General features: G+C 57.9%; 15 protein-coding genes and 2 pseudogenes. 8 read left to right on the top strand and 9 right to left on the bottom strand.

The features are described from left to right. Nucleotides 1-95 precede the first annotated feature (95 nt). From EV700_RS07625 to EV700_RS07595, 7 genes are all read right to left on the bottom strand, one after another. Nucleotides 96-1559: an ATP-binding protein gene (locus EV700_RS07625; RefSeq protein WP_130412377.1), complete on the bottom strand. Its 1464-nt coding sequence runs from the start codon at nucleotides 1557-1559 to the stop codon at nucleotides 96-98. 120 nt (nucleotides 1560-1679) lie between these two features. Continuing rightward, entirely contained in the window at nucleotides 1680-7229 is a 5550-nt protein-coding gene (locus EV700_RS07620; protein ID WP_130412375.1) for a DEAD/DEAH box helicase, read from the bottom strand. 5 nt (nucleotides 7230-7234) lie between these two features. Further along, nucleotides 7235-8056, bottom strand: a complete 822-nt coding sequence (locus EV700_RS07615) for a hypothetical protein (protein ID WP_130412373.1) — start codon at nucleotides 8054-8056, stop codon at nucleotides 7235-7237. Between the two features lie 88 nt (nucleotides 8057-8144). Then, complete coding sequence (locus EV700_RS07610) at nucleotides 8145-8399, bottom strand: helix-turn-helix transcriptional regulator (protein ID WP_130412371.1); 255 nt, start codon at nucleotides 8397-8399, stop codon at nucleotides 8145-8147. 290 nt (nucleotides 8400-8689) lie between these two features. Further along, a complete protein-coding gene (locus tag EV700_RS07605) occupies nucleotides 8690-9802 on the bottom strand; it encodes a hypothetical protein (protein ID WP_130412369.1) in 1113 nt (370 codons plus the stop codon). Between the two features lie 290 nt (nucleotides 9803-10092). Next, the gene (locus tag EV700_RS07600) at nucleotides 10093-11037 is read right to left on the bottom strand and encodes a nucleotidyl transferase AbiEii/AbiGii toxin family protein (RefSeq protein WP_130412367.1); all 945 of its coding nucleotides are present in this window, start codon (nucleotides 11035-11037) and stop codon (nucleotides 10093-10095) included. Continuing rightward, on the bottom strand, nucleotides 11030-11698 hold the full coding sequence (locus EV700_RS07595; protein WP_242610210.1) for a hypothetical protein: 669 nt from the start codon (nucleotides 11696-11698) through the stop codon (nucleotides 11030-11032). Before EV700_RS07595 ends, EV700_RS07600 begins: the two co-directional genes overlap by 8 nt. Before the next feature lie 675 nt (nucleotides 11699-12373). Here EV700_RS07595 and EV700_RS07590 point away from each other — a divergent pair. The 3 genes from EV700_RS07590 to EV700_RS07580 all read left to right on the top strand — a co-directional run bounded on the left by EV700_RS07590 (nucleotide 12374) and on the right by EV700_RS07580 (nucleotide 14477). Next, a complete protein-coding gene (locus EV700_RS07590; protein ID WP_130412365.1) occupies nucleotides 12374-12802 on the top strand; it encodes a MarR family winged helix-turn-helix transcriptional regulator in 429 nt (142 codons plus the stop codon). A gap of 154 nt (nucleotides 12803-12956) precedes the next feature. Continuing rightward, on the top strand, nucleotides 12957-13385 hold the full coding sequence (locus EV700_RS07585; RefSeq protein WP_130412363.1) for a MarR family winged helix-turn-helix transcriptional regulator: 429 nt from the start codon (nucleotides 12957-12959) through the stop codon (nucleotides 13383-13385). Between the two features lie 24 nt (nucleotides 13386-13409). Further along, entirely contained in the window at nucleotides 13410-14477 is a 1068-nt protein-coding gene (locus EV700_RS07580) for an HlyD family secretion protein (protein ID WP_130412361.1), read from the top strand. On the opposite strand, the gene EV700_RS17035 is transcribed toward EV700_RS07580, so the two are convergent. Beyond that, nucleotides 14453-14629: a hypothetical protein gene (locus tag EV700_RS17035; protein WP_242610225.1), complete on the bottom strand. Its 177-nt coding sequence runs from the start codon at nucleotides 14627-14629 to the stop codon at nucleotides 14453-14455. The genes EV700_RS07580 and EV700_RS17035 overlap by 25 nt on opposite strands. Between EV700_RS17035 and EV700_RS17300 the strand changes: the two are divergent. Together EV700_RS17300 and EV700_RS07575 are read left to right on the top strand one after the other, a co-directional pair. Next, nucleotides 14556-14741 (top strand): annotated as a pseudogene (locus EV700_RS17300) (MFS transporter); the annotation flags it as partial. The gene EV700_RS17035 and the pseudogene EV700_RS17300 overlap by 74 nt on opposite strands. Before the next feature lie 67 nt (nucleotides 14742-14808). Then, nucleotides 14809-16044 (top strand): annotated as a pseudogene (locus EV700_RS07575) (DHA2 family efflux MFS transporter permease subunit); the annotation flags it as partial. Between the two features lie 28 nt (nucleotides 16045-16072). Here EV700_RS07575 and EV700_RS07570 read toward each other — a convergent pair. Then, nucleotides 16073-16573 carry a GNAT family N-acetyltransferase gene (locus EV700_RS07570; RefSeq protein ID WP_165391374.1) on the bottom strand — a complete coding sequence of 167 codons (501 nt, stop codon included), beginning with the start codon at nucleotides 16571-16573 and terminating at the stop codon, nucleotides 16073-16075. A gap of 131 nt (nucleotides 16574-16704) precedes the next feature. On the opposite strand from EV700_RS07570, the gene EV700_RS07565 reads away from it, so the two are divergent. The 3 genes from EV700_RS07565 (at nucleotide 16705) to EV700_RS16915 (ending at nucleotide 21433) form a co-directional block, all read left to right on the top strand. Next, a complete protein-coding gene (locus tag EV700_RS07565) occupies nucleotides 16705-16911 on the top strand; it encodes a YgaP family membrane protein (RefSeq protein WP_207224605.1) in 207 nt (68 codons plus the stop codon). A 160-nt stretch (nucleotides 16912-17071) separates the two neighbouring features. After that, entirely contained in the window at nucleotides 17072-18076 is a 1005-nt protein-coding gene (locus EV700_RS07560) for an efflux RND transporter periplasmic adaptor subunit (protein WP_130412357.1), read from the top strand. Between the two features lie 12 nt (nucleotides 18077-18088). Next, complete coding sequence (locus EV700_RS16915; protein ID WP_207224604.1) at nucleotides 18089-21433, top strand: efflux RND transporter permease subunit; 3345 nt, start codon at nucleotides 18089-18091, stop codon at nucleotides 21431-21433. Nucleotides 21434-21467 lie beyond the last annotated feature (34 nt).

Raw genomic sequence — 21467 nt, 5'->3', positions numbered from 1 at the left:
TCATTCGTCTATTGCCTCCTGTGCTATCCTGCTCTTTTAGACCATACCTATGAGGGGCAGGCCTATGGCCTGCCCCTCATAGGTATGGTCGTTCTCTATTCATCAACTGAAAGCTCAGTCGCACCCATCCAGTAGCACAACAAAGGTGCAGGAATGCGCATGATTTGAGCAGACTGCATATCACCATCGGCCTCAGAAGAAGCCTTCGGCATGCCCGTCATCAAACCGAAGTCGTCCAGCGACTTCGTCACAACGTAACCTCGTGAAATCCGTTTCTGCTCGCACAGTTCGATCAGGCCTTTTAGTTCCCTCGCGCCAGTATGCTGGGCGCGATACTTGACTTCAAAAGGAATGACCTCTCCATTCACCTCTGCAACCAAGTCAACCTCCCTCTCCTTCTTCCCTCGCCAGTAGGTGAATCGCACATTGTGCGCGTAGTACCGTGCGAAAAGATGCTTGAAGACAGCCGTCTCGGTCGCTACCCCCAACGCCGCAGCGTCCTCCAGAATCGCCTTCCCTTTCAGCATTACAGCCGGGGCAATTGCCGCATCCGCCAGATAGATCTTGAAGCGGGCTCGCAGTACATCCTTGCCGTAACCATAAGGCGGTAGTCGATAGATCAGGTGCGTCGCCTCCAGAAGTTCAATGAAGTTCTGCGCCGTGGGACGCTTGACCTCCAGGTTGGCGCACAAGTCGCCCATGTCCAATAATCCGCCATCATGCATGCACAGGTATAAAAAGGTATGTTCCAGGTCGAGCACCCGGCGGACCCCGAACAAGGCGGTCATATCCCGCTTGAGCACCTTGTCGATGATGTCCTCACGCAATAAGCGCTGAGCCTGCGTGATGCTTTCAACCTGAGCTGTTTGCGGGAATCCTCCTCTCACCAGGTACTCATGAAAATGGCCAACGTAAGCGCCAGCAAGCTCACTTACCCGGTAAAAATCCGATTGGCTCCAGTCAAACAGCTCCCGGAGGCTTTTAACCTGAGGAAGTGGCGGCAGTGACAGGTTCTTGATCTGCAAATATTCATAGAACGAAAGTGTGGTCAATCGGATGGTATGCCAGCGACCTACACCGGACTCCTGACCAGCTTCCACCAAGGGCATGGCCGACCCTGTGAAGGCAAGTCGGCGATCCTTGCGGAAATCGACCTGGTGCTTTACCCATGTCCCCCAATCTCGGATGAACTGCGCTTCATCAAGGAACAGGTATTCCAACCCATCCGCCTTCGGCTCACGGGCACGCCAAGCATCAAGAACGGCGTCTATCCCAGCCAGCTTCAGCAAGGGATGGTCAAATGTCGCATAGAGAATGCTACCGGCGGGCACGCCGGATCGAAGCAGCATATCGACTGCCTGCAACATTAGGGTGGTCTTGCCAATCTGACGGGCTCCTGAGAGCAGGACGGCTCTGGGTGCAGGTGGCGCAGTCATCCAGGAATTAAACTCCCGAAAGGCCGCCCGTCGCCAATTGGGCAAATCGGCAATAGCCTCACCCCGCCACCACGGATTGAACTGGGCGAGTACGGCAACTAGCTCTTCTTGAGACACCTTCATGGAGAAATAACCCACTAAATAGCAACTTTAGTAAAAGTACACTTTAGCAAAAACACTGCATTTGATGCAAAACCTAAGTTGCAGGGAGTTTTAATCAATCCCGCATGCTTAGGAGCCTCATCACACCAGCTGAAGGCTCATCTCGAAAACCGACATCGGCACACTACGCCAGATCGGTTCATCCTCACGCCGCGGCCAAGTGAACATGGCGGCCGTATCGGTGCTACTACGCCATCGCCCCCAATACAGACATCCACGCGAGGTCTCCAACTCCGCCAACAACTCCAACCTAGGTGAAAGGCTTGCATCCAGTTGGCGATACAACGGTATGCCAGCACGGCCAGCAAATGCCATAACCCGGCTCAGATCACATGAATCTTCCTGGGAAACTACGACTATCGAGGCCTCAACACCGCGCGAGCGCCAAAGCCCCAAGGCATCATGCAGTCGCTTACTGGATTCTTCCCCTGATAACATCGCGGGTGACAGAAAAAGACGCACCTGCCGTGTATCGAGTTGATCCATCTCTCGCGTCAAGGCCTCCATCAGAGGCCGGGTCTCAAGAGCGGTCCCCGCTCCAAACATTTTCCCGACTGCATGCCAGTATCGGTTGTTGGTCCATCCTTGCGGGAATGACCGCAATGCTTTCTGCCGATCCAGCAGCCGGGTCCGGGAGCGGGTGTCAAAATGCTGAAGACATGCGGGACATCCGTTTTGGCAATTATTCGGACACTCCAGCGATAAACGCGTGTAGTGAAGGACTTCCGGCATTCGATCCTGCAAGCCAGAGACATAGCCGGACGGATGAAGGTCATACAGAACTATTGCATTGCCTTTTAATCCGTCAAGATCCCGCCAAGCCACCTCCGCCCCCAGCTCACCCGTCTCAATTCCCAACAATCTCGCCACCGCGTTGCGCATGGCAATCGCCAAGGTATAGGCCAAGGACAGGTCCGCGATCGGCTGACGATGATTCAGCAGGAAGACCTCCAAAACATCCGTCCGGCAGGTATGCCCAAGGTGCAGACCGGTCACGATCGTTCCATCCGAAATGGTTCCAGCGCAATAAGGTTCATCCTCAGGACCTTGCCGACCCCGGAGGCGATGATGCGGCTTCGTGAAGACTTCGGGAGTCCGGCCGCCCTCACTCATTTCCTGGGCACGGCCACAACTCAGACAAACCGCGTAACCGTTTCCACTGTGCCCCGCAGATTGATGGATGACCGTACCGTCGGCGCTGCACCGGTAGCCGCCCCACTCCGCCAGTTCCAGTGACCGCCACTCACCTGATGCCTGCACCCAGGTTTCAGCGGGTGGAATAAATCGCTGGGCGTGCAGATTTCGATGCGGTTGGGAGAAGAGGTCCACGGCAAACCCTTCGGGCTCCACCATGGAAAATTGATGCTCCGTCCGTCGGCTCAGCCAGGCTTCACACGCAGAACACTTGCCGGGCGATGTTCCGTAGGCGGCGGACGTCACTGTTCCGCAAGACTCGCACCGCCACACATGCCGCAAGCGCTGATCAACCGGTTGATGATCAGAATTGCCTTGTCCGTACTCCGGCAAGGACAACCCGGCTGATTGATAGACCTGTTCGTCAATGACGACCTCCGCTCCAGGCGCATATTCCAATAACCCCATGCGTACATCCCGGCGCGGCATGTCAGTTTGCCGCCCGGCTACATCGCTCTTTTTGGCTTGGGCCTGACTGCGGGCATTAGATATCAAGGACGTGGTATTCAGACTCAACACATGCACGGGGAACCCATAGCCCGGCAAGAGCCCTTGCCTGACCAGCGCGGTCAGTAAAGACTCCTCATGCATCTGCCGTTCCTGCGACTCCAGCAGCTTTAAAATAGCTTCGTTATGACGAGTGGGGCGTGCACGATAGTTTTCAATCGCCTTGCGGACCGGCTCATAGCGGGCAGACCATTGATGTACAAACTGTCCGTACTGCTCCTGACACTGTTGGACTAACTCGGCAACCGTTCGAAATTCAAGTGCGGTCAATTTCACCAGTACAGCCAGCTTACCTGACAACACCTCGCCCGGATTGAGCGCCGTAACCTCCAACCAATGGAGAAAAGCATCAGACCGTGACTCACCCAGCGGAAGCAACCAACCGCCCACCCGGAGTCGATGCAGGGAGGTTCCGTCGGAAACCTCCCTCAGGAATTCTGCGAGCAGAAAGGCATGGACGTGACGCCTTACCAGATCAGCACTACTGAATGACACGGTGGGCGGCTTGATCGGTGTCTCGAACGCCCACAGGGGATGGCTCAACACATGGGCATCATGCGGATTGCTTTTGCAAAGGGTAAAGGCCACGGAACGGCTTTCACCGCGTCGCCCCGCACGTCCGGCCCGCTGCAAATAATTGGCGGGATGCGGCGGGACATTGTTCATCGCCACGACCGAGATGCCGCCGATGTCGATGCCCATCTCCATCGTAGTCGAACAACTCAGCACATTGATGCGCCCGCGCCGGAATGCCGACTCATACCGGCGCAAGGTCTGATGCGTCTGCTGGGCAGAATGCTCAGCGACCAAGAAAAGCGGATCGTTCAGCAAAACGGCATCCTGGAGGTCTGACCAGATGCCCGTTGCGCGCAATGCCGTAATAGCCGGATCGCTCGCCAACCAATCCTGAATGAAAATACGTTCTCCATCCGCAATGGCAGCGCGCAGTCGCTGACCGAATGATGGCCAGGCAAGCTTTTGCACCTGCACGCTTCCTTTGTAGGTTTTCCTGCGCGGCAAATTGGGTGTAATGCCCCGTAGCGCCGTATCCAGGCACTGATGCGTGACCGGGCACCCATGAACCTCATTCGGCAGTTGAAGCACCCATGAGGCGGGGTCAAGCAACCAGGTTTCTCCTTCTAGCTGCAAAAGGCCGACTTCCACCAGATCGTCAAAGGCGCGGCATAACAGCCCTGCGATATGATCGCGACCCGCCTGTGAATACCGGCTCAGGCCGAATGCCTTCTCCAACCATCGAATCAGGCGGGATGGTCCGCCTGGCCCTTCCCGTAAGCTTGGCCATAACAGGTTGCGTGACGAGGGTGTGGTCGGAAACGTGTTCGGAGCCCACAGCACACTAGCAGGCCACTGAGCTCCGCTCCAGGCAGACCACCCCTCAGGAAAGCGCAATGCTCCCTGCCCGCGCACGACATAATCCAGCGTAGCCTTGAGAACGTCGCGCCACTCCGCCAATGTCATTTCCAGGATGGGCGCTTCCTTAATCCGCTCAAGCGTTGGATAGCCCACGGACACCAACCCCAGTGTTTCCAGATTATTCAGAGCCACGGGGCGACGGGCGAACTCCCGCAACAAGAAGATGCGCGCCAAATTTTCAGCCCCGTTGTCTGCATCGAAGCTTACGGGATCCTTGCGCCGGTACTCCGGTAACAGATGGTCAAGCAATTCTGGACGTTTGGACAGCCAACGCACCAAGCGGTCAAACGACACCGAGGGTGGCGTCAGGAGTCGCTGATACTCCTTTTCATGCAACTTGATGGCGTGCAGGAGCATCGGCCGATGCTGTGGGTCCACTGTGTCAAGCCGGTCACGCAGTTGCTCGATATCGAACAGCGTCTGCTGCGCTTTGCCTGGATCAATCTCTCTCGAAACAGCGACCACCCGTTGTAAAACCTGTGATTGCAGCCACCGCTGTTCCACATCCTGCTGGCATTTCAGCGCAAACCGCGCTGTACCTTGGCGACTATCCGTAAAGGTCAGCAGGCGGCGGCCTGCGAAGGGCAAGTATTCCTTGGCTACTGAACTGGCGTCGATGGGCTGGGCGTGTCGGAGCAGTACAGGCAACAAGGCCTCCTGAAGCACCGGGGCGGACAAACGGAGCGACTGAAACACAGGGCGATCCTGACGATGTTCCCGTCCGCAGGATCGGCAGGTCAGGGTATGCATGTACTCCATCCTGTCTGCAGCAACGCGAACGGTGCGGGCATACTTCAGACTGCCGAATCGGGCTACAGCCTCCGCATCAACAAAATCCGTCCAGAGTCCATGCTGATCCTCACCATGAATCAGTACTGGCAGCCACGGCTGACCAACCTTCCGAATCGCGGGCATTGCCTCCGCATCCTGCGAGTCCAGGCCAGAGGAAAAGTCATCACCCTGGGATACTGCTTGGCGGATAAGTTGATAACCAGCATCCACTTTCCATTCAGCCCACTGATAGACCGTATGACAGTGATCACAGGATCGCAACTCATACACGGGTGAGCCGCATTCACAATAGGTGCGTGCGGTCGTATACACCTTGCCAAAGGCCCAGTCTGGTGAGTCCAGCGCCGTTCCCTCACGCCGAAAACACTGTTTATCGCAGCACGCCCACAGGCCATCGAATACACCCTGAAAGGCATGCATGCGCAAGGGCAAGAATGGCGTACCCGACTCGTCACGGACATGGGTCAGCAAATCCAGCCATCGCAGACAGGCTTGGCGGCTGTCCATCTCCCCGACAGCACTACTGACGAAGTCCAACAGGCCTGACAGAGGTTGCGGCTTACATCCGTTATCGGTTAGAAAAGCTTCACGCAGAGCACGCGCAATCCTGTTCCCGCTCAGCACCCGGTAAAGCCTACCGGGCGACTCATCCTTCAGGGTCTCCAACTGAGCTAGCGTTTTGTCGGCATGCTTCCAATGCCCTTTAACAAGGCCAGGAATCTCACGCTCCCCCTTGACGATGTGAACCTGCGCCAACGGCACCCCGGCCAACTTGGCGAGAAACCGTTGAAGATGAAGATCGACATCCGAGCCGCCAAGAGTCGCCGACGTTGCTATGAGGCGCACCTCCTCCGCCCTTACCCCGAAAGCCATCATGACACGGCGCAGAAGCAACGCCAGCTCAGCGGCCTTGGAGCCGATGTAGGTATGAGCTTCATCCAGCACAATCCACTTCAACTGGCCCTGCGACTGATGAAGTATGGGTGCGTCCTCAGGACGGATCAGCAGATATTCCAGCATCGTGGCATTCGTCACCAGGATAGGGGGCGGCGACTCACGCAACGTCTGACGATCCATCACCTCGCTGGGGCTGCCGGTCTGATTGCCGGTCGGCCGGTGCGGGGTGTTTCCGTTGTACAGGCAATAGCGAATCGCCTTGCCAAACGGCCAGGTCCAGGCATTGAGCCGTTGCTGCTGGCTGGCGATGAGCGCATTCAAGGGATAGATCATCAGGGCGCGAACACCTTCCAAATTTGCTTCAAGCTGCGCCTGTTCACGCACCAGATTGTCCAGAATCGGGACCATGAAGCATTCAGATTTACCCGACCCAGTCCCACAGCTGACCAGCACCGACTGAGCGGGCAGCTGGCACAGGAGCTCCCAAGCCTCATGCTGATGACGGTAGGGGTGGAAATGACGTGCAAAGCGATAATTCGCCCCCTCCTCCCCGCCAGGAGCATCCAGTGCAGCAACCAAGGCCGGACTAAGCAACGATGTGGACAATTCATCCATGGTGGACACAGCCTGCCGCCATCCGAAGGTCGGCTCAAACACCGGATCACTGGCGAAAAGCGTGGTCTCGGTCATCAATTGGTCAAGGTAAGCTCGCAAAGCGGGATGAAGGATTTTCAGATGCCGTTTCACGACCTGAAGGGAGCGTTCGGCAAGTTCCGACAACAAGACGCTGAAGTAAGGAATAGTCATCTTGCTTACTCCACCTTCGCGGTACTGTAATGATGGCCCATGACCACAGCCAGCATGACTCCGTGCTGGTAAGCAAGGGCGAACCACTGCGGATCGAACACACGGACTTGCTCGACCACTGCCAGTCGGCGCTGGCGATGCCACCACGTCATGGGTGCACCAGTCATGCTCCAGAAGCCGAGCAACACCGGAAGATTGGCCACCATATAACGATAATCCACCGCTTCGCCCCAAAATATGCCCCACGAAGAAAGAGCTTTATCCGTCAACAATTTGACAAGGTCGGAGGTGGCACACTGGGCAAATGCAGCCAATGCATGCACAAATAAGGAGCTGGAGGGCCAAACCGCTTCATCAACATGATGGCGCAGCAGTTGGCTTTGAATCAAGCAGTCAGGGCCAGACCACATTTTATCCAAGAGCGATTGTGCGCCATGATTTTGATGCCTAGCCATTTCGATAAAGGCAGGCTTCATTTCCCCAAATTCCTCAAACATTATCCAGTCCGCTGAGAGCTGCAGCGCGGGAAAATATTGACACAGCGTTCCGAGGCAATCATCAATATAAATCCGAGCATAGGACTTACCAACATGCCCTCCAAACATTCCAGACCAGACATTGATGTTATCCTTGATCGCGATTACCCACCTCACTACAGAAAGCACTTCAGGCGCAATAAACGGATTGGCCATACTCGGGCACAACAAGCGAATCATCTCAGGCTGACTAAAAATCAAATCAGGATAATCCGTCACCAGAATAGCCTCAAGTCCATTACTTGCCATCTCAGCATCATGATTGCCTTTAGCGTTAATAAGACTACTCATCGCTAATACTCTTCAAGAAGAAAACTGAGATACCAAAACCAGCAGTATTCTGCCGGGTCATACCCGGCAGGTATAATGCCATCCATGATTACTTCGATTCCTCCTTCGCCTTCTGCCCCTCAGGTACGGCATTCATTTCCTGACGACTCTCCAGCCAGGCCACAACCTCATCCAAGAAGTAGCCTACCGTGCGCGGCCCAAGGCGAACTTTCTTAGGAAAGGTCTGATCGTAGTATTTGGATTTCGGATTCTCCCAAACGGCACGGGTCGAATCGGGAATACCGGTCATTTTACAAAAGTCTTTTGCCCGAATAATGGGGCGAATAACAGTTGCATTCATCATTCAACTCTCGATAGCGGCAACAGGCAACACGCCTGTTGCAGGATCAACGTGATCGAGAGCAATTGTGCGGGTGGGCTAACCAGGGGCATGGCTTATTAGGCTTATTAAGCACTAATAGTACCGCCCGCCCGAGAGGTACACTACAGATGGCCTGTGCGGCAAGGCACTCAGGAACTTCCAATCAATTGAAGATTGAGCCTATCGAGGGCCGCGACTGTCAGCGCACGACAGATTGTTGGCCTCAGCAGTCAACGCTATCAGAACTGAATGCATCTGCCGCGCATTCCACATCAATCACCATCCGATCCCCACAATCCTTTTTCTATCAATTCGACAACCCTTTTCAGACAAGCTGCCGTTTTCTTTTTGCTCACAAGAATCCTACCTCCTGTTGAATTTCTGAAAAACAACTCTTTTGAGCTCCCGGCAACACTTACACACTCAAAGAAGAAATCACCACCGCCCTTATTCGCCTCCTCATTAAACAAACGCAGCAAGTCATCTGCATAAACATCCGCAGCTGAAATATTGCGCTCTTTCATTATAGAATCAAGTCCCCGCTTAACCCGGATACGGAATTCATTCATTCTTAATTTCTTTTGGCGAGTAGAATCCTCAGCCTCACCGGTTAACTCTGACAGAACATTATTACCTGGCAAAATATCTACTGGCTCTAAACCATCCGGCGAAATATCTACTGGCGCTAAACTATCCGACAGCGAAACCGTGCTTTCAGGTTGCCGCCAAATATTACCTGTATAAAAATATCCAACCTGCTTGAACCACTCAATAAAATCATAGCCTCTAATATAGAGAGCATCTATTTTCACAGGAACATTCAATGGATCAGTATAGCCAGCGCCATCAATAAACTCAATATTCGTATCCGAACGATACACGGCATATCTCGCACGTTCGGGGTCTACGTTCCAAAGAACATCCCTAGGTGCATTTAGATCATGAAGCCTTTGTGGAGACATCAACTTTAATAACTTAAATGAAAGCGTTGGGTGCCTCTTCACAACAACGTAGGCTTCTCTAAAGAATTTCTGACAGACTCCAGACCAATTTTTTTCTACATCAACAAGCACACTCCGGTCTACTATTAATGCGATCACTTGCCCCCGCAATTCGCACTGAGGGGCTTCGAAAACAGATGGGGATGGATAATTAGGATTATTACTTTTATGACGAATCCGCTCAACAAAACCCTGATTAATTGAAGATATATCAATAGAGAAAGCCTCACAACCATCAGAAACCTTAATGCAAACCAATAATCTGGGCCCTTTCTTAATAGCCGATTTCAAAATATACCCTTTGGGCCAAGCCAACAAATTTTCCAACTCCTCGATTGGATAGAATTTTGAGCCATCAAGTATTTTTTCAAAATCAAGCTTCAATTAATTTCTCCTTCTTTACGGGATTCAGTCCAGAAAACCACCAACGAGAGCGATCAACTTCAATGCTTTCATCTCTAAAGTGCGTACCACTTAGCGGGTACATCACAGCCATCCCGGATCACCAGGCCCACAACACTCTGAATCGCCCAGCATCGTAAGGCGGGGGCTACTTTGTGTCAAAGTTCGAACGCCGTCTTGCCCACCATGAGATGCCCCTGCCATCAACTTCAGATCCAAGCCTGCCTTGGACTTTCATACACTGGCGGCAAGTGGTGGCAGCTCAAAGATCGCTACATTTTATCTAGGAATTGCCCGATACGACAAAGAATGTCCGTCAAGTCTGGCTGCCCGTTGTAGTACAAGGCCGAAGTCCTTCTATATTCACGGGAAAAGCGCTCTCGCTCTTCAGGATCATCCAGCAAAAAAGCAGGATTTTTGGCGGCGATCAGCTCGTCCCCACTCCGAAACCGCTGCACCTTGCGCGCCTCATAGGCGGGTGTACCAATAAATTCCTGAACCTCAGGCAACGTAAGCAGGCAGTAGATATCGTAATAGTGGCGCATGAAGTTGGCCGGGAATGCTTCACCAGCCTTTTGCAGCCGGTACTTGGTTGATACCGTTTGCAACTTCTCGACAAAGGTATAGGCAGGCTGGTAGCACGGTACATCGACGGCTCGATTGTCAAAAATCGGCACTCCAGCCTTGACCGCCGCCTCGTAGGCCCAGGATGAGATGACAACCGGCCAATTGGGGGTCGTGTCATCAAAGCCCAACTCCAGCAAGATTCCATCCTTAATACCACTCTGTTGGCCAACCCGATTGGGATAGCGCAACCGGATTCCGGCGCTGCGCATCTTTTCGTCATCAAATGCCGTATCGCGCTCAACCAAGTCGATGCCCGGAATGGTGATGTTCCTGGCGAGCCATTCGTAATAGTATCGCCGTGACTCTATATGTGCAGGCTTGTCATGATTTTTACCCACCTTGACCTGCATGTGATCGGGTGGTTCTATCCGGATATCAATGTCTTCCGAGAACCGGTGGATGACGCCAAAGCCTTTTGATAGCGATGTGCAGCCCTTCAGTTCGAACCTGAACTGCAATGCCTGCAATCCCCACAGGCAATGCATAATCCAGTAGTCCTTTTCTACCAGCACCGGATCAATCCCGCGCTCATCAGCCACGATAGCCAGCAGGCCGCTGAAGTCGCTGTGATTATGAAGAAAGTCAGACATTGAGCCACCGTTTGAAACGCTTTTGAGTGGCAACGGAAGCGTAATCCAATACGGCGCGCCTTAACTCGGTCGGATCAAACGTCGAAAGCTTACGTTCCGCCATCTGTAGCACCTGATGCTTGTCTTCTGCCAATTCGTCCAGATTGTTGAGTGCATCGACAAACAGGAACTCAGGCGTGAGTCGCCTGGGAAAACGGGGCTTCACCCGAAAATCAAATTGGCGATTTCCAAATGTAAAGCGCCCGTGCCGCTTATGGTTGTAGACAAGGGTCTTGTTATAAAGCTGTGAGGTACCCAAACCCAGCGTGTTGTACATTGACGGGGAAAAAACCAGAAAGTCTTCATCACGCAGGAAGGCGGCAACCAACTCATGATCGTCCGGGGGCAAGACGCCAAATACAGATCGCTTCGGTGCGTAGTAAAGCCCTTGCGCCAGGCGCTTCAACGCACCAACGGCAACCAGCTCACCCATGTGCCTGTCTACCGCTTTGGAAACCCGAGCCAAATCTTCCCGACGGTAGACCTTACCGGCGTGCAGCATCCTCGCAACCTGATCCACGGCATTCTGCCTGGCTCGTGGCGATGAGCTTGAGAAGGGGGCGACGGCGGTTTCCATTGCATGATACTTCATTGAGGTTTCATGCAAATCATAGCTGGTCATGATCTCCTCCGCCACCGCAGTTACAAATGCCAGAACAAAGCTAACCCCATGAGCGGCAACTTCACTGATCAAGCACTGTACAGCTACTGGCTGCGTTTCACCCTTTTCCGTTCATCCCGAAGCCGTGGGTCTGCTCTCGCCTAAAAGTGTACGTCGGGGGCTTTTCTTCTGTACAGTCGCCAACGTCTGTCATGTCAAATGGATAAAGCCCCCTGCCATCAAATTTGACTCTAATCCTGCCTCGCAGCCGCAGTCGCGATGTCCAGCATGGCAATTTCCTTTATAATTCAACTCTCGTTTCGGGAGTCGAACTGAGGACTTGGCTTGTTGAGGCTTGGCCATCAAAAGGCTCGAAATTCAATGTCGGTAACTTTGGCAGTAACACTGAATTGTAAGAAATTATTATTTTTATTTTTCATGTACTTACGAAACAATTTGATAGACGTCATAGCCACCAGATTTATCAAAAAAGGTCAGCGTAAGCTGGCCTTTTTTGTTTTGCGAAATCCGTCCCGGTATTGTCCTCTTGATTTGTCGGATAATCATGCCGCCTGAAATGACTGCCGACCTCTGCCCCGGCTCAGCCAATACCAGCTCGTTCGAGCATTAACGGTTGGTGGTCATCAGGCTGCCTCCACCCACGGCAAAGACAGCTTTAGCACTACCGAGACGTCCATGCATCTCTCCCAAGAAAGCCCCGGTTTCCTGATTTCCGATGTCGCCCGCCTGCTCCGCCGCAGCCTCGCCCGCCGCCTTGAAAGCGGCGGCCTGAACACCACCCAAGCGCGTGTCCTGACATTTGCGGCCCGTCATCCGGGAATCACCCAGTCAAAACTGGCTGAACTCATGGAATTAGCCCCCGTAACGCTGGCGCGGATCGTTGACCAGCTGTCTGTCGACGGCCTTGTCGAACGCCGGCAAGAGCCGGGTAACCTCCATGCCTGGGGTCTTTACCTCACGGCTGCCTCGGCTCCGCAACTGGCCACCATCGAATCCGCTGCAGACGCCATCCGTGGCGATGTGCTCCGTGGACTCGATCCGGAACAGGCTGCCGCCATGGTCAAGGCGCTCCGCACCGTCCAGAGCATCCTGTCCGCCACCTGATTCCAACCCCGCTCCGGTAAACACCTTACCGGAGCAAATCCAGTTCCCTCCCTCTGTAAACCGCACCCTCACTGAATACCTTTCCATTGCCAAATATTGACCAACTAGTATTCTAGGCACATAGTAAGCATTACTTACTAGTTATGAGCTACCCATGCCTACTCCCACTGACAGCCTGGGCTTCCTGATTTCCGACGTGGCCCGCCTGATGCGCCGCAGCTTCGGCCAGCGCCTGGAAGGTAGCAACCTGACCATGGCCCAGGCACGCGCCCTGATCTTTGTGGCGCGGAACGAAGGCGTGCGCCAGATTGATCTGGCCGATCTGCTGGAAGTACAACCGATCACCCTCGCGCGCCTGATTGACCAGTTGTCCGCCGACGGTCTGGTGGAGCGACGTTCCGATCCCGATGACCGCCGCGCCTACCGCATTTTCCTGACACCGGCCGCCGCTCCGCAAATCGCCATCATCGAGAACGTGGCCGCCGCCATTCGGGCGGATGCCCTGAACAACCTGAACCCCGATCAGGCGGATGCCTTGATCCATGCCCTGCGCACGATGCGCGACAACCTGTCCGCGCGCTAGGCGCTTTTTACGGAGTCGCCCATTATGAGTCTCGCCGCTTCCAATCCGGAGTCCGACAGTACCCTTACGGCTCCCACCCGCAACCCCAGGCGGTTCCTGCTGCTGTTCGCTGTTCCCGCCGCCATCCTGACTGCCTCGACCATGGTCTACCTGCATGGCGGTCGCTACGTCGAAACCGAGAACGCCTACGTCAAGGCCACGAAAGTCCCGGTCAGCGGCCGCGTTTCCGGCATGGTGCGGGAAGTGCTGGTCAGCGAAAACCAGACCGTGGCTATCGGCCAACCCCTCTACCGGCTGGACCCGGGACCGTTCCGGGTGGCGGTCATGCGCGCCGAGGCGAGGTTAGCGCAGGTGCGCGCCGATCTGGCCGCGCAGCAGGCCGCCTACCGCGAGAAGGAAGCGGAAATCCGGCTGGCGCAGACCCGCGTGACCTTTGCGCGCAAGGAACAGCAGCGCATGAACAACCTGCTGGCCCAGCAATATGTGTCCCCGTCCCAAGTGGATCAGGCTGAGCAGAATGCTGAAGTCGCCGCTCGGGAAACCGGCGTGCAGCAGGCCGACCTGCAACGGCTGGCCGCCCTGTTGGGCGGCAACGTCAATGCCCCGGTGGAACAGTTGCCCGCCTATCAGGCGGCGCTGGCGGATCTGGAGCAGGCCCGGCTGGAGCTTGACTGGACCGAAGTACGGGCCACCATGCCGGGCGCGGTCGGCAAGCCGCCCAAGGTCGGGCAGTTCGTGGAGGCCGGGGCCAGCAGCATGTCGCTGGTCGTGAACGGCGCGCCCTGGGTTGAAGCGAACTTTCCCGAAAACGACCTGACTTATGTACACCCCGGCCAGCCGGTGACGGTGAGGATCGACACCTATCCGGGCCGTCAGTGGACCGGCGAAGTGGACAGCCTCAGCCCCACCACCGGCTCGGAGCTGTCGGTGATTCCGGCGCAAAACGCCACCGGCAACTGGGTGAAGGTGGTGCAACGGGTGCCGGTGCGCATCCGGCTGAATGAGTCGAAGGATAGCCCGCCCTTGCGGGCCGGGTTGAGCGCGATCGTGGAGATCGACACCGGGCATCAACGGCATTTGCCGGGTCTGTAATCCGGAGCTTCCGTCATGACATCTTCTATCGCCAGTCCTGCCACCGCGCCCCGGCGCGGTCTGGTGGCGCTGTCGGTGATGCTGGCGACCATCATGCAGGCGCTGGACACCACTATCGCCAACGTTGCGCTGCCGCACATGCAGGGCAGCATGAGCGCCACCCAGGACCAGATTTCCTGGGTGCTGACTTCCTATATCGTCGCGGCGGCGATTTTCATGCCGTTGACCGGTTTTCTCACCGCCCGCTTCGGCCGCAAGCGCGTCTTCATCACCGCCGTCATCGGCTTCACCCTGGCCTCCATGCTGTGCGGCGCGGCGCGGCGCGGCGCAAAGCCTGCCGCAAATCGTGCTGTTCCGGTTGATGCAGGGCGTGTTTGGCGCCTGTCTGGTGCCGCTGTCGCAAGCGGTGCTGCTGGATACCTATCCCAAGGAACAGCACGGCTCCGCGATGGCGATGTGGGGCGTGGGGGTGATGGTCGGGCCGATCCTGGGGCCGTCGCTGGGCGGCTGGCTGACCGAGTATTACAACTGGCGCTGGGTGTTCTACATCAACCTGCCGTTCGGGCTGCTGGCCTGGCTGGGACTGGCCACCTTCGTGCAGGAAACGCCCATCGACCGCAGCCGCCGTTTCGACCTGCCCGGCTTCGCCCTGCTCAGCCTGGCGGTAGCCGCCTTGCAGATGATGCTCGACCGGGGGGAATCCCTGGACTGGTTCGCCAGTCCGGAAGTGGTGATTGAGGCGATGGTGGCGGGTCTGGCGATGTACCTGTTCATTGCGCACATGTTCACCGCCCGGCAGCCGTTTCTGGAACCGGCGTTGTTCCGCGACCGCAACTTCAACGTCGGGCTGGTGTTCATTTTCACCATCGGCATCATTTTGCTGGCGACCATGGCCTTGCTGCCGCCGTTCATGCAAAGCCTGATGGGCTATCCGGTCATTGATATCGGCTATCTGCTGACCCCGCGCGGCGTCGGCACCATGTTCGCGATGTTTCTGGTGGGGCGACTGAACGGCCGGATTGATGTGCGTTACCTGATTACCGCCGGACTGCTGCTGACCAGCGCCTCACTGTGGGAAATGACGCGCTTCACCACCGACATCAGCGGCTGGGACATCGTACGCACTGGCATCACCCAGGGGCTGGGGCTGGGGTTCATCTTCGTGCCCTTGTCCACCATCGCCTTCGCCACGCTGGCCCCGCGCTTCCGTAATGAAGGCGCTTCGCTGTTCAGCCTGATGCGCAATCTGGGCAGCAGCATCGGCATCTCGGTGGTGATTACCTATCTGGCGCAACGCACGCAGATCAATCACGCCGCGCTGGCGGCCTCCATCAACCCCGACAATCTGGCGCTGGCGCAGGCGGTGCAGGCCGGTGTCTATAACCTGAGCACCCCGGAAGGACTGACAGCCATCAATCAGGAAATCAACCGGCAAGCCGCCACGCTGGCGTACCTGCAGGATTTCCGGTTGATGATGTGGATTACGCTGGCGGCGCTGCCGATGGTGCTGCTGCTTAAGAAACCGGCACAAACCGGCAGCGAGGCCGCAGCCGTGGCCATGGAGTGATCAATCGGGAGCGGCTGGCGAGCCGTTCCTAGCACGCCTTCTCCATGTACACCGCCCCTTCCCCGAAACTGGCCAATTTCCCCGCCAGCGCGGGTGAAACTTCCAATTTCGCACGAAACCCCGCCTTCGCCCAATACCCTTCCGCCCCCTGCACCGCCACCAGCGCCAACCCGCGCAGCCCTTTTTCACGAGCCACCCGTTCCGCTTCCGCCATGAAGCGCCTGCCCAGCCCCAGCGAGCGCGCTTCGGCCAGAACAGCCAGATCATGCACGTACAGCCATTCCGGTGTATCCACCGTTGCAACGGCAGCCGCATCCAGCACAGGCAGCTTGCCTTCCGCCACCGGCAAGGTGACCAGATAGCCAAGAGGCTTGCCTTCGCGGCGGCAAAGCCAGTGCGTGTCGGGACTCGCCGTCAGCATGGCGCGGAAGGCGGCGACGGATTCATGAAAAAACGGCTCATAGCAGGCGGACTGGATGGCCAGCACCGCTTCCAGATCATCGAGGGTCAGGGGTTTCAGGGTCGGCATGGGAAAACTTTGTCTGATCAACCCGGCGATTCTACCCTTTCGCCTGTACCGAAGCATGGCATTCAACCCTTGACATATACCCATGGGGGTATAGTATTAGCACTATCGCAACCCCATCGAGGAACACCATCATGATGACCATCAATGCAGGCCTCCGCATCGTCGCCGGTTTCTTTGTCATGCTCAGCGTCGCGCTGGGTTACTTCGTCAATCCGGCCTGGTTCCTGTTCACCGCCTTTGTCGGCCTCAACCTGTTCCAGTCAGGCTTTACCGGCTGGTGTCCGATGGTCTGGTTTTTGGGTAAGCTGGGTTTCAAGAAGGAATGCCCGGTTAGCTGATGAATCTCCCTCTCCCGAGGCCCGGGAGAGGGTGGCGCGTAGCGTCGGGAGAGGGTTCGGCGGTGGCCGCTTGAAAATACATGTTCAGACCACTGTCCATCCCCCCTCTCCCTAGCCCTCTCCCCCTTGGGAGAGGGAACCAGAACAACAGGAGTCGCACATGAAACACCTGCCCCTCGCCCTGCTGGCCCTGCCGCTGCTGGCGCAAGCCGCTCCCGTCGCCACGGCGCCGGTGGAATACCGCAATGTCGAAGCCACCTGGAGCAGCCTCGGCGTGGCCGAGGCCGAGCGCCAGTCCACGGTCAGCGCCCAGACTTCGGGCCGCATCGTCGCGATCAACTTCCGCGCCGGTGACCGCGTGCAGCAGGGGCAGGTGATCATGCGCATCGACCCCGCCACCGCCAATCAGGATGTCGCGGGCATGCAGGCGCGCCTGAACGAGGCGCAGGTGCAGATGGACAACGCCCGCAAGCAGTACGAGCGCGTGCGCGACCTGCTGGCGCAGAAATACGTCAGCCAGGCGCAGGTGGACAAGGCCGAAGCCGACTTCAAGTCGGCGCAGGCGCAGGTCAACACCCTGAAGGCCAATCTGGGCCAAAGCACCACCGCACGCAGCTTCACCAATGTCATCGCGCCCTATTCCGGCGTCATGTCGGCGCTGCATGTGGAACTGGGGGAAATGGCAGCACCCGGCACGCCGCTGGCCACCGGCTACGATCCCTCGCAGTTGCGGGTCACCGCCCAGATTCCGCAAACCCAGATTGACGCCGTGCGTCGCGGCGCGAAGGCCTATGTGGAAATCCCCGGCCTGCCGAACTGGCAGGCGGCGCGCAGCTTGATCGTGCTGCCTTCCGCCGATCCGCGCAGCCATACCACCGAAGTGCGGGTGATGCTGCCCGCCGATACCGCCAACCTGATTCCCGGCCAGTTCGCCCGCGCCCACTTCGTCACCGGCACCGCGCGCCGACTGGTGGTGCCCGCCGCCGCCGTGCTGCGCCGTTCCGAACTCACCGCCGTCTATGTCGTGCCGTCCGGCAAGACCCCGCAACTGCGCCAGATCCGCGCCGGTCAAAGCCTGCCCGGCGGTCTGGTGGAAGTGCTGGCCGGGGTGAAGGAAGGCGAGCAGGTCGCCTTGGATCCCGTTGCCGCTACCCTGAAGCCCTGAGGAGACTGACCCATGGGTATTTCCGGTCGTATCGCCCGCCAGTTCCTGACCTCGCACCTGACCCCGCTGCTGGCGCTGATCGCCGTGCTGCTCGGGGCATTTGCCGTCATGGTCACCCCGCGCGAGGAAGAACCGCAGATCAACGTCACCATGGCGAACGTGCTGATCCCCTTCCCCGGCGCCACGTCAAAGGATGTGGAAACGCTGGTGGCCACGCCCGCCGAACAGGTGCTGTCACAAATCCAGGGGCTGGAGCATGTCTATTCCGTCTCCCGTCCCGGCATGGCGGTGATGACGCTGCAATTCAAGGTCGGCGTGCCGCGCACCGAAGCGCTGGTGCGTCTGCACGACACGCTGCAGGCCAACCGCGACTGGCTGAAGCCGGAACTGGGCGTCGGCGAACCGCTGGTGAAACCCAAGGGCATTGATGATGTTCCCATCGTCAGCCTGACGCTGTGGAATCCCGACAACACGCTGGCCGGTTATGAGCTGGAACGCATCGCCCACGCCGCCGAGGCCCAACTGAAACGCGTGCCCGGCACCCGTGAAGTGACAACGATCGGCGGTCCCGGCCGCGAGCTGCGCATCGAACTGGACCCGGAACGCCTGCGCGCCGCCAACCTCAGCGCGCTGGAAGTGGCCGACCTGCTGCGCCGCAGCCAGGTCGCCCTGCCCGGGGGCCAACTGGTCAGCAACAACACCCTCACCGTGGTGCAGGCCAACGACTTCCTGCGCAGCCGCGAGGACGTGGAAAGCCTGGTGGTGGGCGTCACCGACGGCAAGCCCGTCTACCTTTCGGAAGTGGCGACGCTGACCGACGGCCCCGCCTTGCCCAACCGCTATGTCTGGCTGGGCACCGGCAAGGCCGCCACCACCTCCGGCATCAAGGCGGACGGCGAGTTTCCGGCCGTGACCATCGCCATCACCAAGAAATCCGGAGAAAACGCCGTCGATGTCGCCGAACGGGTGATGCAGCGTGTGGATGAACTGAAGAACACCGTCATTCCCGCCAACGTGCAAGCCACCATCAGCCGCAATTACGGCGAAACCGCCAACGACAAGGCGCAGAAGCTGATCCAGAAACTGATCTTCGCCACTTTCTCGGTGGTGGTGCTGGTGTTTCTGGCGCTGGGCAAGCGCGAAGCCGTCATCGTCGGCACGGCCGTGCTGCTGACGCTGGCCGCGACGCTGTTCGCCTCCTGGGCCTGGGGTTTCACGCTGAACCGGGTGTCGTTGTTCGCGCTGATCTTCTCCATCGGCATCCTGGTGGACGACGCGATTGTCGTGGTCGAAAACATCCACCGCCGCATGGTGCTGGACAACAAGCCCTTGTTGGAAGTGATTCCCGAAGCCGTGGACGAAGTGGGCGGCCCGACCATCCTCGCCACCCTGACCGTGATCGCGGCGCTGCTGCCGATGGCCTTCGTCAGCGGCCTGATGGGCCCGTACATGAGCCCGATCCCGATCAATGCCTCGATGGGCATGCTGCTGTCGCTGGCGATTGCCTTTGTGATTACGCCGTGGCTGGCGTTGAAGTTGCTGAAACACCCTCACACGGGCCTTCCCCCCTATGCAATAGGGGGGAGCGGCGAAGGCCGCGGGGGGGTTAACGACGGTCGCCAAAATACAACTCCGGATACAACGGCGTGTTCGGTGGGCGGCCCTAACCCCCCGGCCCATTCGGGCCACCCCCCTGTTCCACAGGAGGGTATAAAAGCGGGCAAGCTCAATGCCTTCTTCCACAAGATCATGTCCCCCTTCCTGCAACCCACAACGGGCAAGCGCAACCGTCACCGCCTGTATTGGGGCGTGGTGGGGCTGATCGTGCTGTCGGTGTCGCTGGCGGTGGTGAAGCTGGTGGTGCTGAAGATGCTGCCCTTCGACAACAAGTCCGAGTTCCAGGTGATGGTGGACATGCCCGCCGGAACGCCGCTGGAACAGACCGCCGCCGCACTGCACGACATGGGCGCTTACCTCGCCACCGTGCCGGAAGTGACGCACTACCAGGCTTATGCCGGTACGGCCGCGCCGATCAACTTCAACGGGCTGGTGCGCCAGTACTACCTGCGCGCCGACGCGGAACAAGGCGACCTGCAGGTCAATCTGGTGGACAAGCATCACCGCAACCGCAAGAGCCACGAGATTGCCGGGGCCGTGCGTCCGGAACTGGAAAAGATTGCCGCCGCCCATGGTGCGAAGCTGAAAGTGGTGGAAGTGCCGCCCGGCCCGCCGGTGATGTCGCCGCTGGTGGCGGAAATCTACGGCCCGGACGATGCGACCCGCACCCAGGCCGCGCAAGCCGTGCGCGCCCTCTTCGACAAGACCCCGGACATCGTGGCCCGTGACGATTCCCGGCGGGAAGCCGCGCCGCAATTGCGCGTGGTCATCGACCAGAACAAGGCGATGGTGCTGGGTGTCAGCCCGCAAACGGTTGCCGCCACGCTCAGCCTGGGCCTGCAAGGGCTGGACGCCGCGCCGCTGCTGGCCGCTGGCGCCAAGTACGAAGTGCCGATGCGCCTGACCCTGCCCGACACCCAGAAAGCCCGTCTCGACGATGTGCTGAAACTGGCCGTCAAGTCCGGCAATGGCACGCTGGTGCTGCTATCCGACCTGGTGCAGGTGCATCAGGAAACCGTCGATCCGATCCTGTACCACAAGGATTTGCTGCCGGTGATGTACGTGATGGGCGACATGGCGGGCAAGCTGGACTCGCCGCTGTACGGCCTGTTCGCCATGCGCCAGCCGCTGTCGCAGATCAGGCTGCCCAACGGCGCGCCGGTAAAGGAGTATTTCATCAGCCAGCCCTCCGACCCCTACCGCGAAGTGGCGGTGAAGTGGGACGGCGAATGGCAGATCACCTACGAAACCTTTCGCGACATGGGCATTGCCTACGGCGTCGGCCTGATCATGATCTACTTGCTGGTGGTGGCGCAGTTCCGCTCGTACAGCGTGCCCGCCATCATCATGATGCCCATTCCGCTGACCATCATCGGCGTGATGCCGGGCCATGCCCTGCTGGGCGCGCAGTTCACCGCCACTTCGATGATCGGCATGATCGCGCTGGCGGGCATCATCGTCCGCAACTCGATTCTGCTGGTGGATTTCATCAACCTGCGGCTGGCGGACGGTGTGGCGCTGGAAAAGGCGGTGGTGGAAGCGGCGGCGACGCGCGCCAAGCCGATCGTGCTGACCGGCGTCGCGGCGATGCTGGGCGCGTTTTTCATCCTGGATGATCCGATCTTCAATGGCCTGGCGATTTCGCTGATCTTCGGGATTCTGGTGTCGACGGTGCTGACGCTGGTGGTGATTCCGGTGCTGTTTTATGCGTTGAAAAGGAGGCAGGAAGCAAAGGCTTGATGGACTGACGGGGCCAATACGGCCCCGTCACGCT

Origin of the sequence: Fluviicoccus keumensis (assembly GCF_004217445.1) — a bacterium.
GTDB lineage: Bacteria > Pseudomonadota > Gammaproteobacteria > Pseudomonadales > Moraxellaceae > Fluviicoccus > Fluviicoccus keumensis.
Note: the sequence above shows the minus strand (reverse complement) of the source record. Positions and strands in the feature narration are given on the sequence as shown.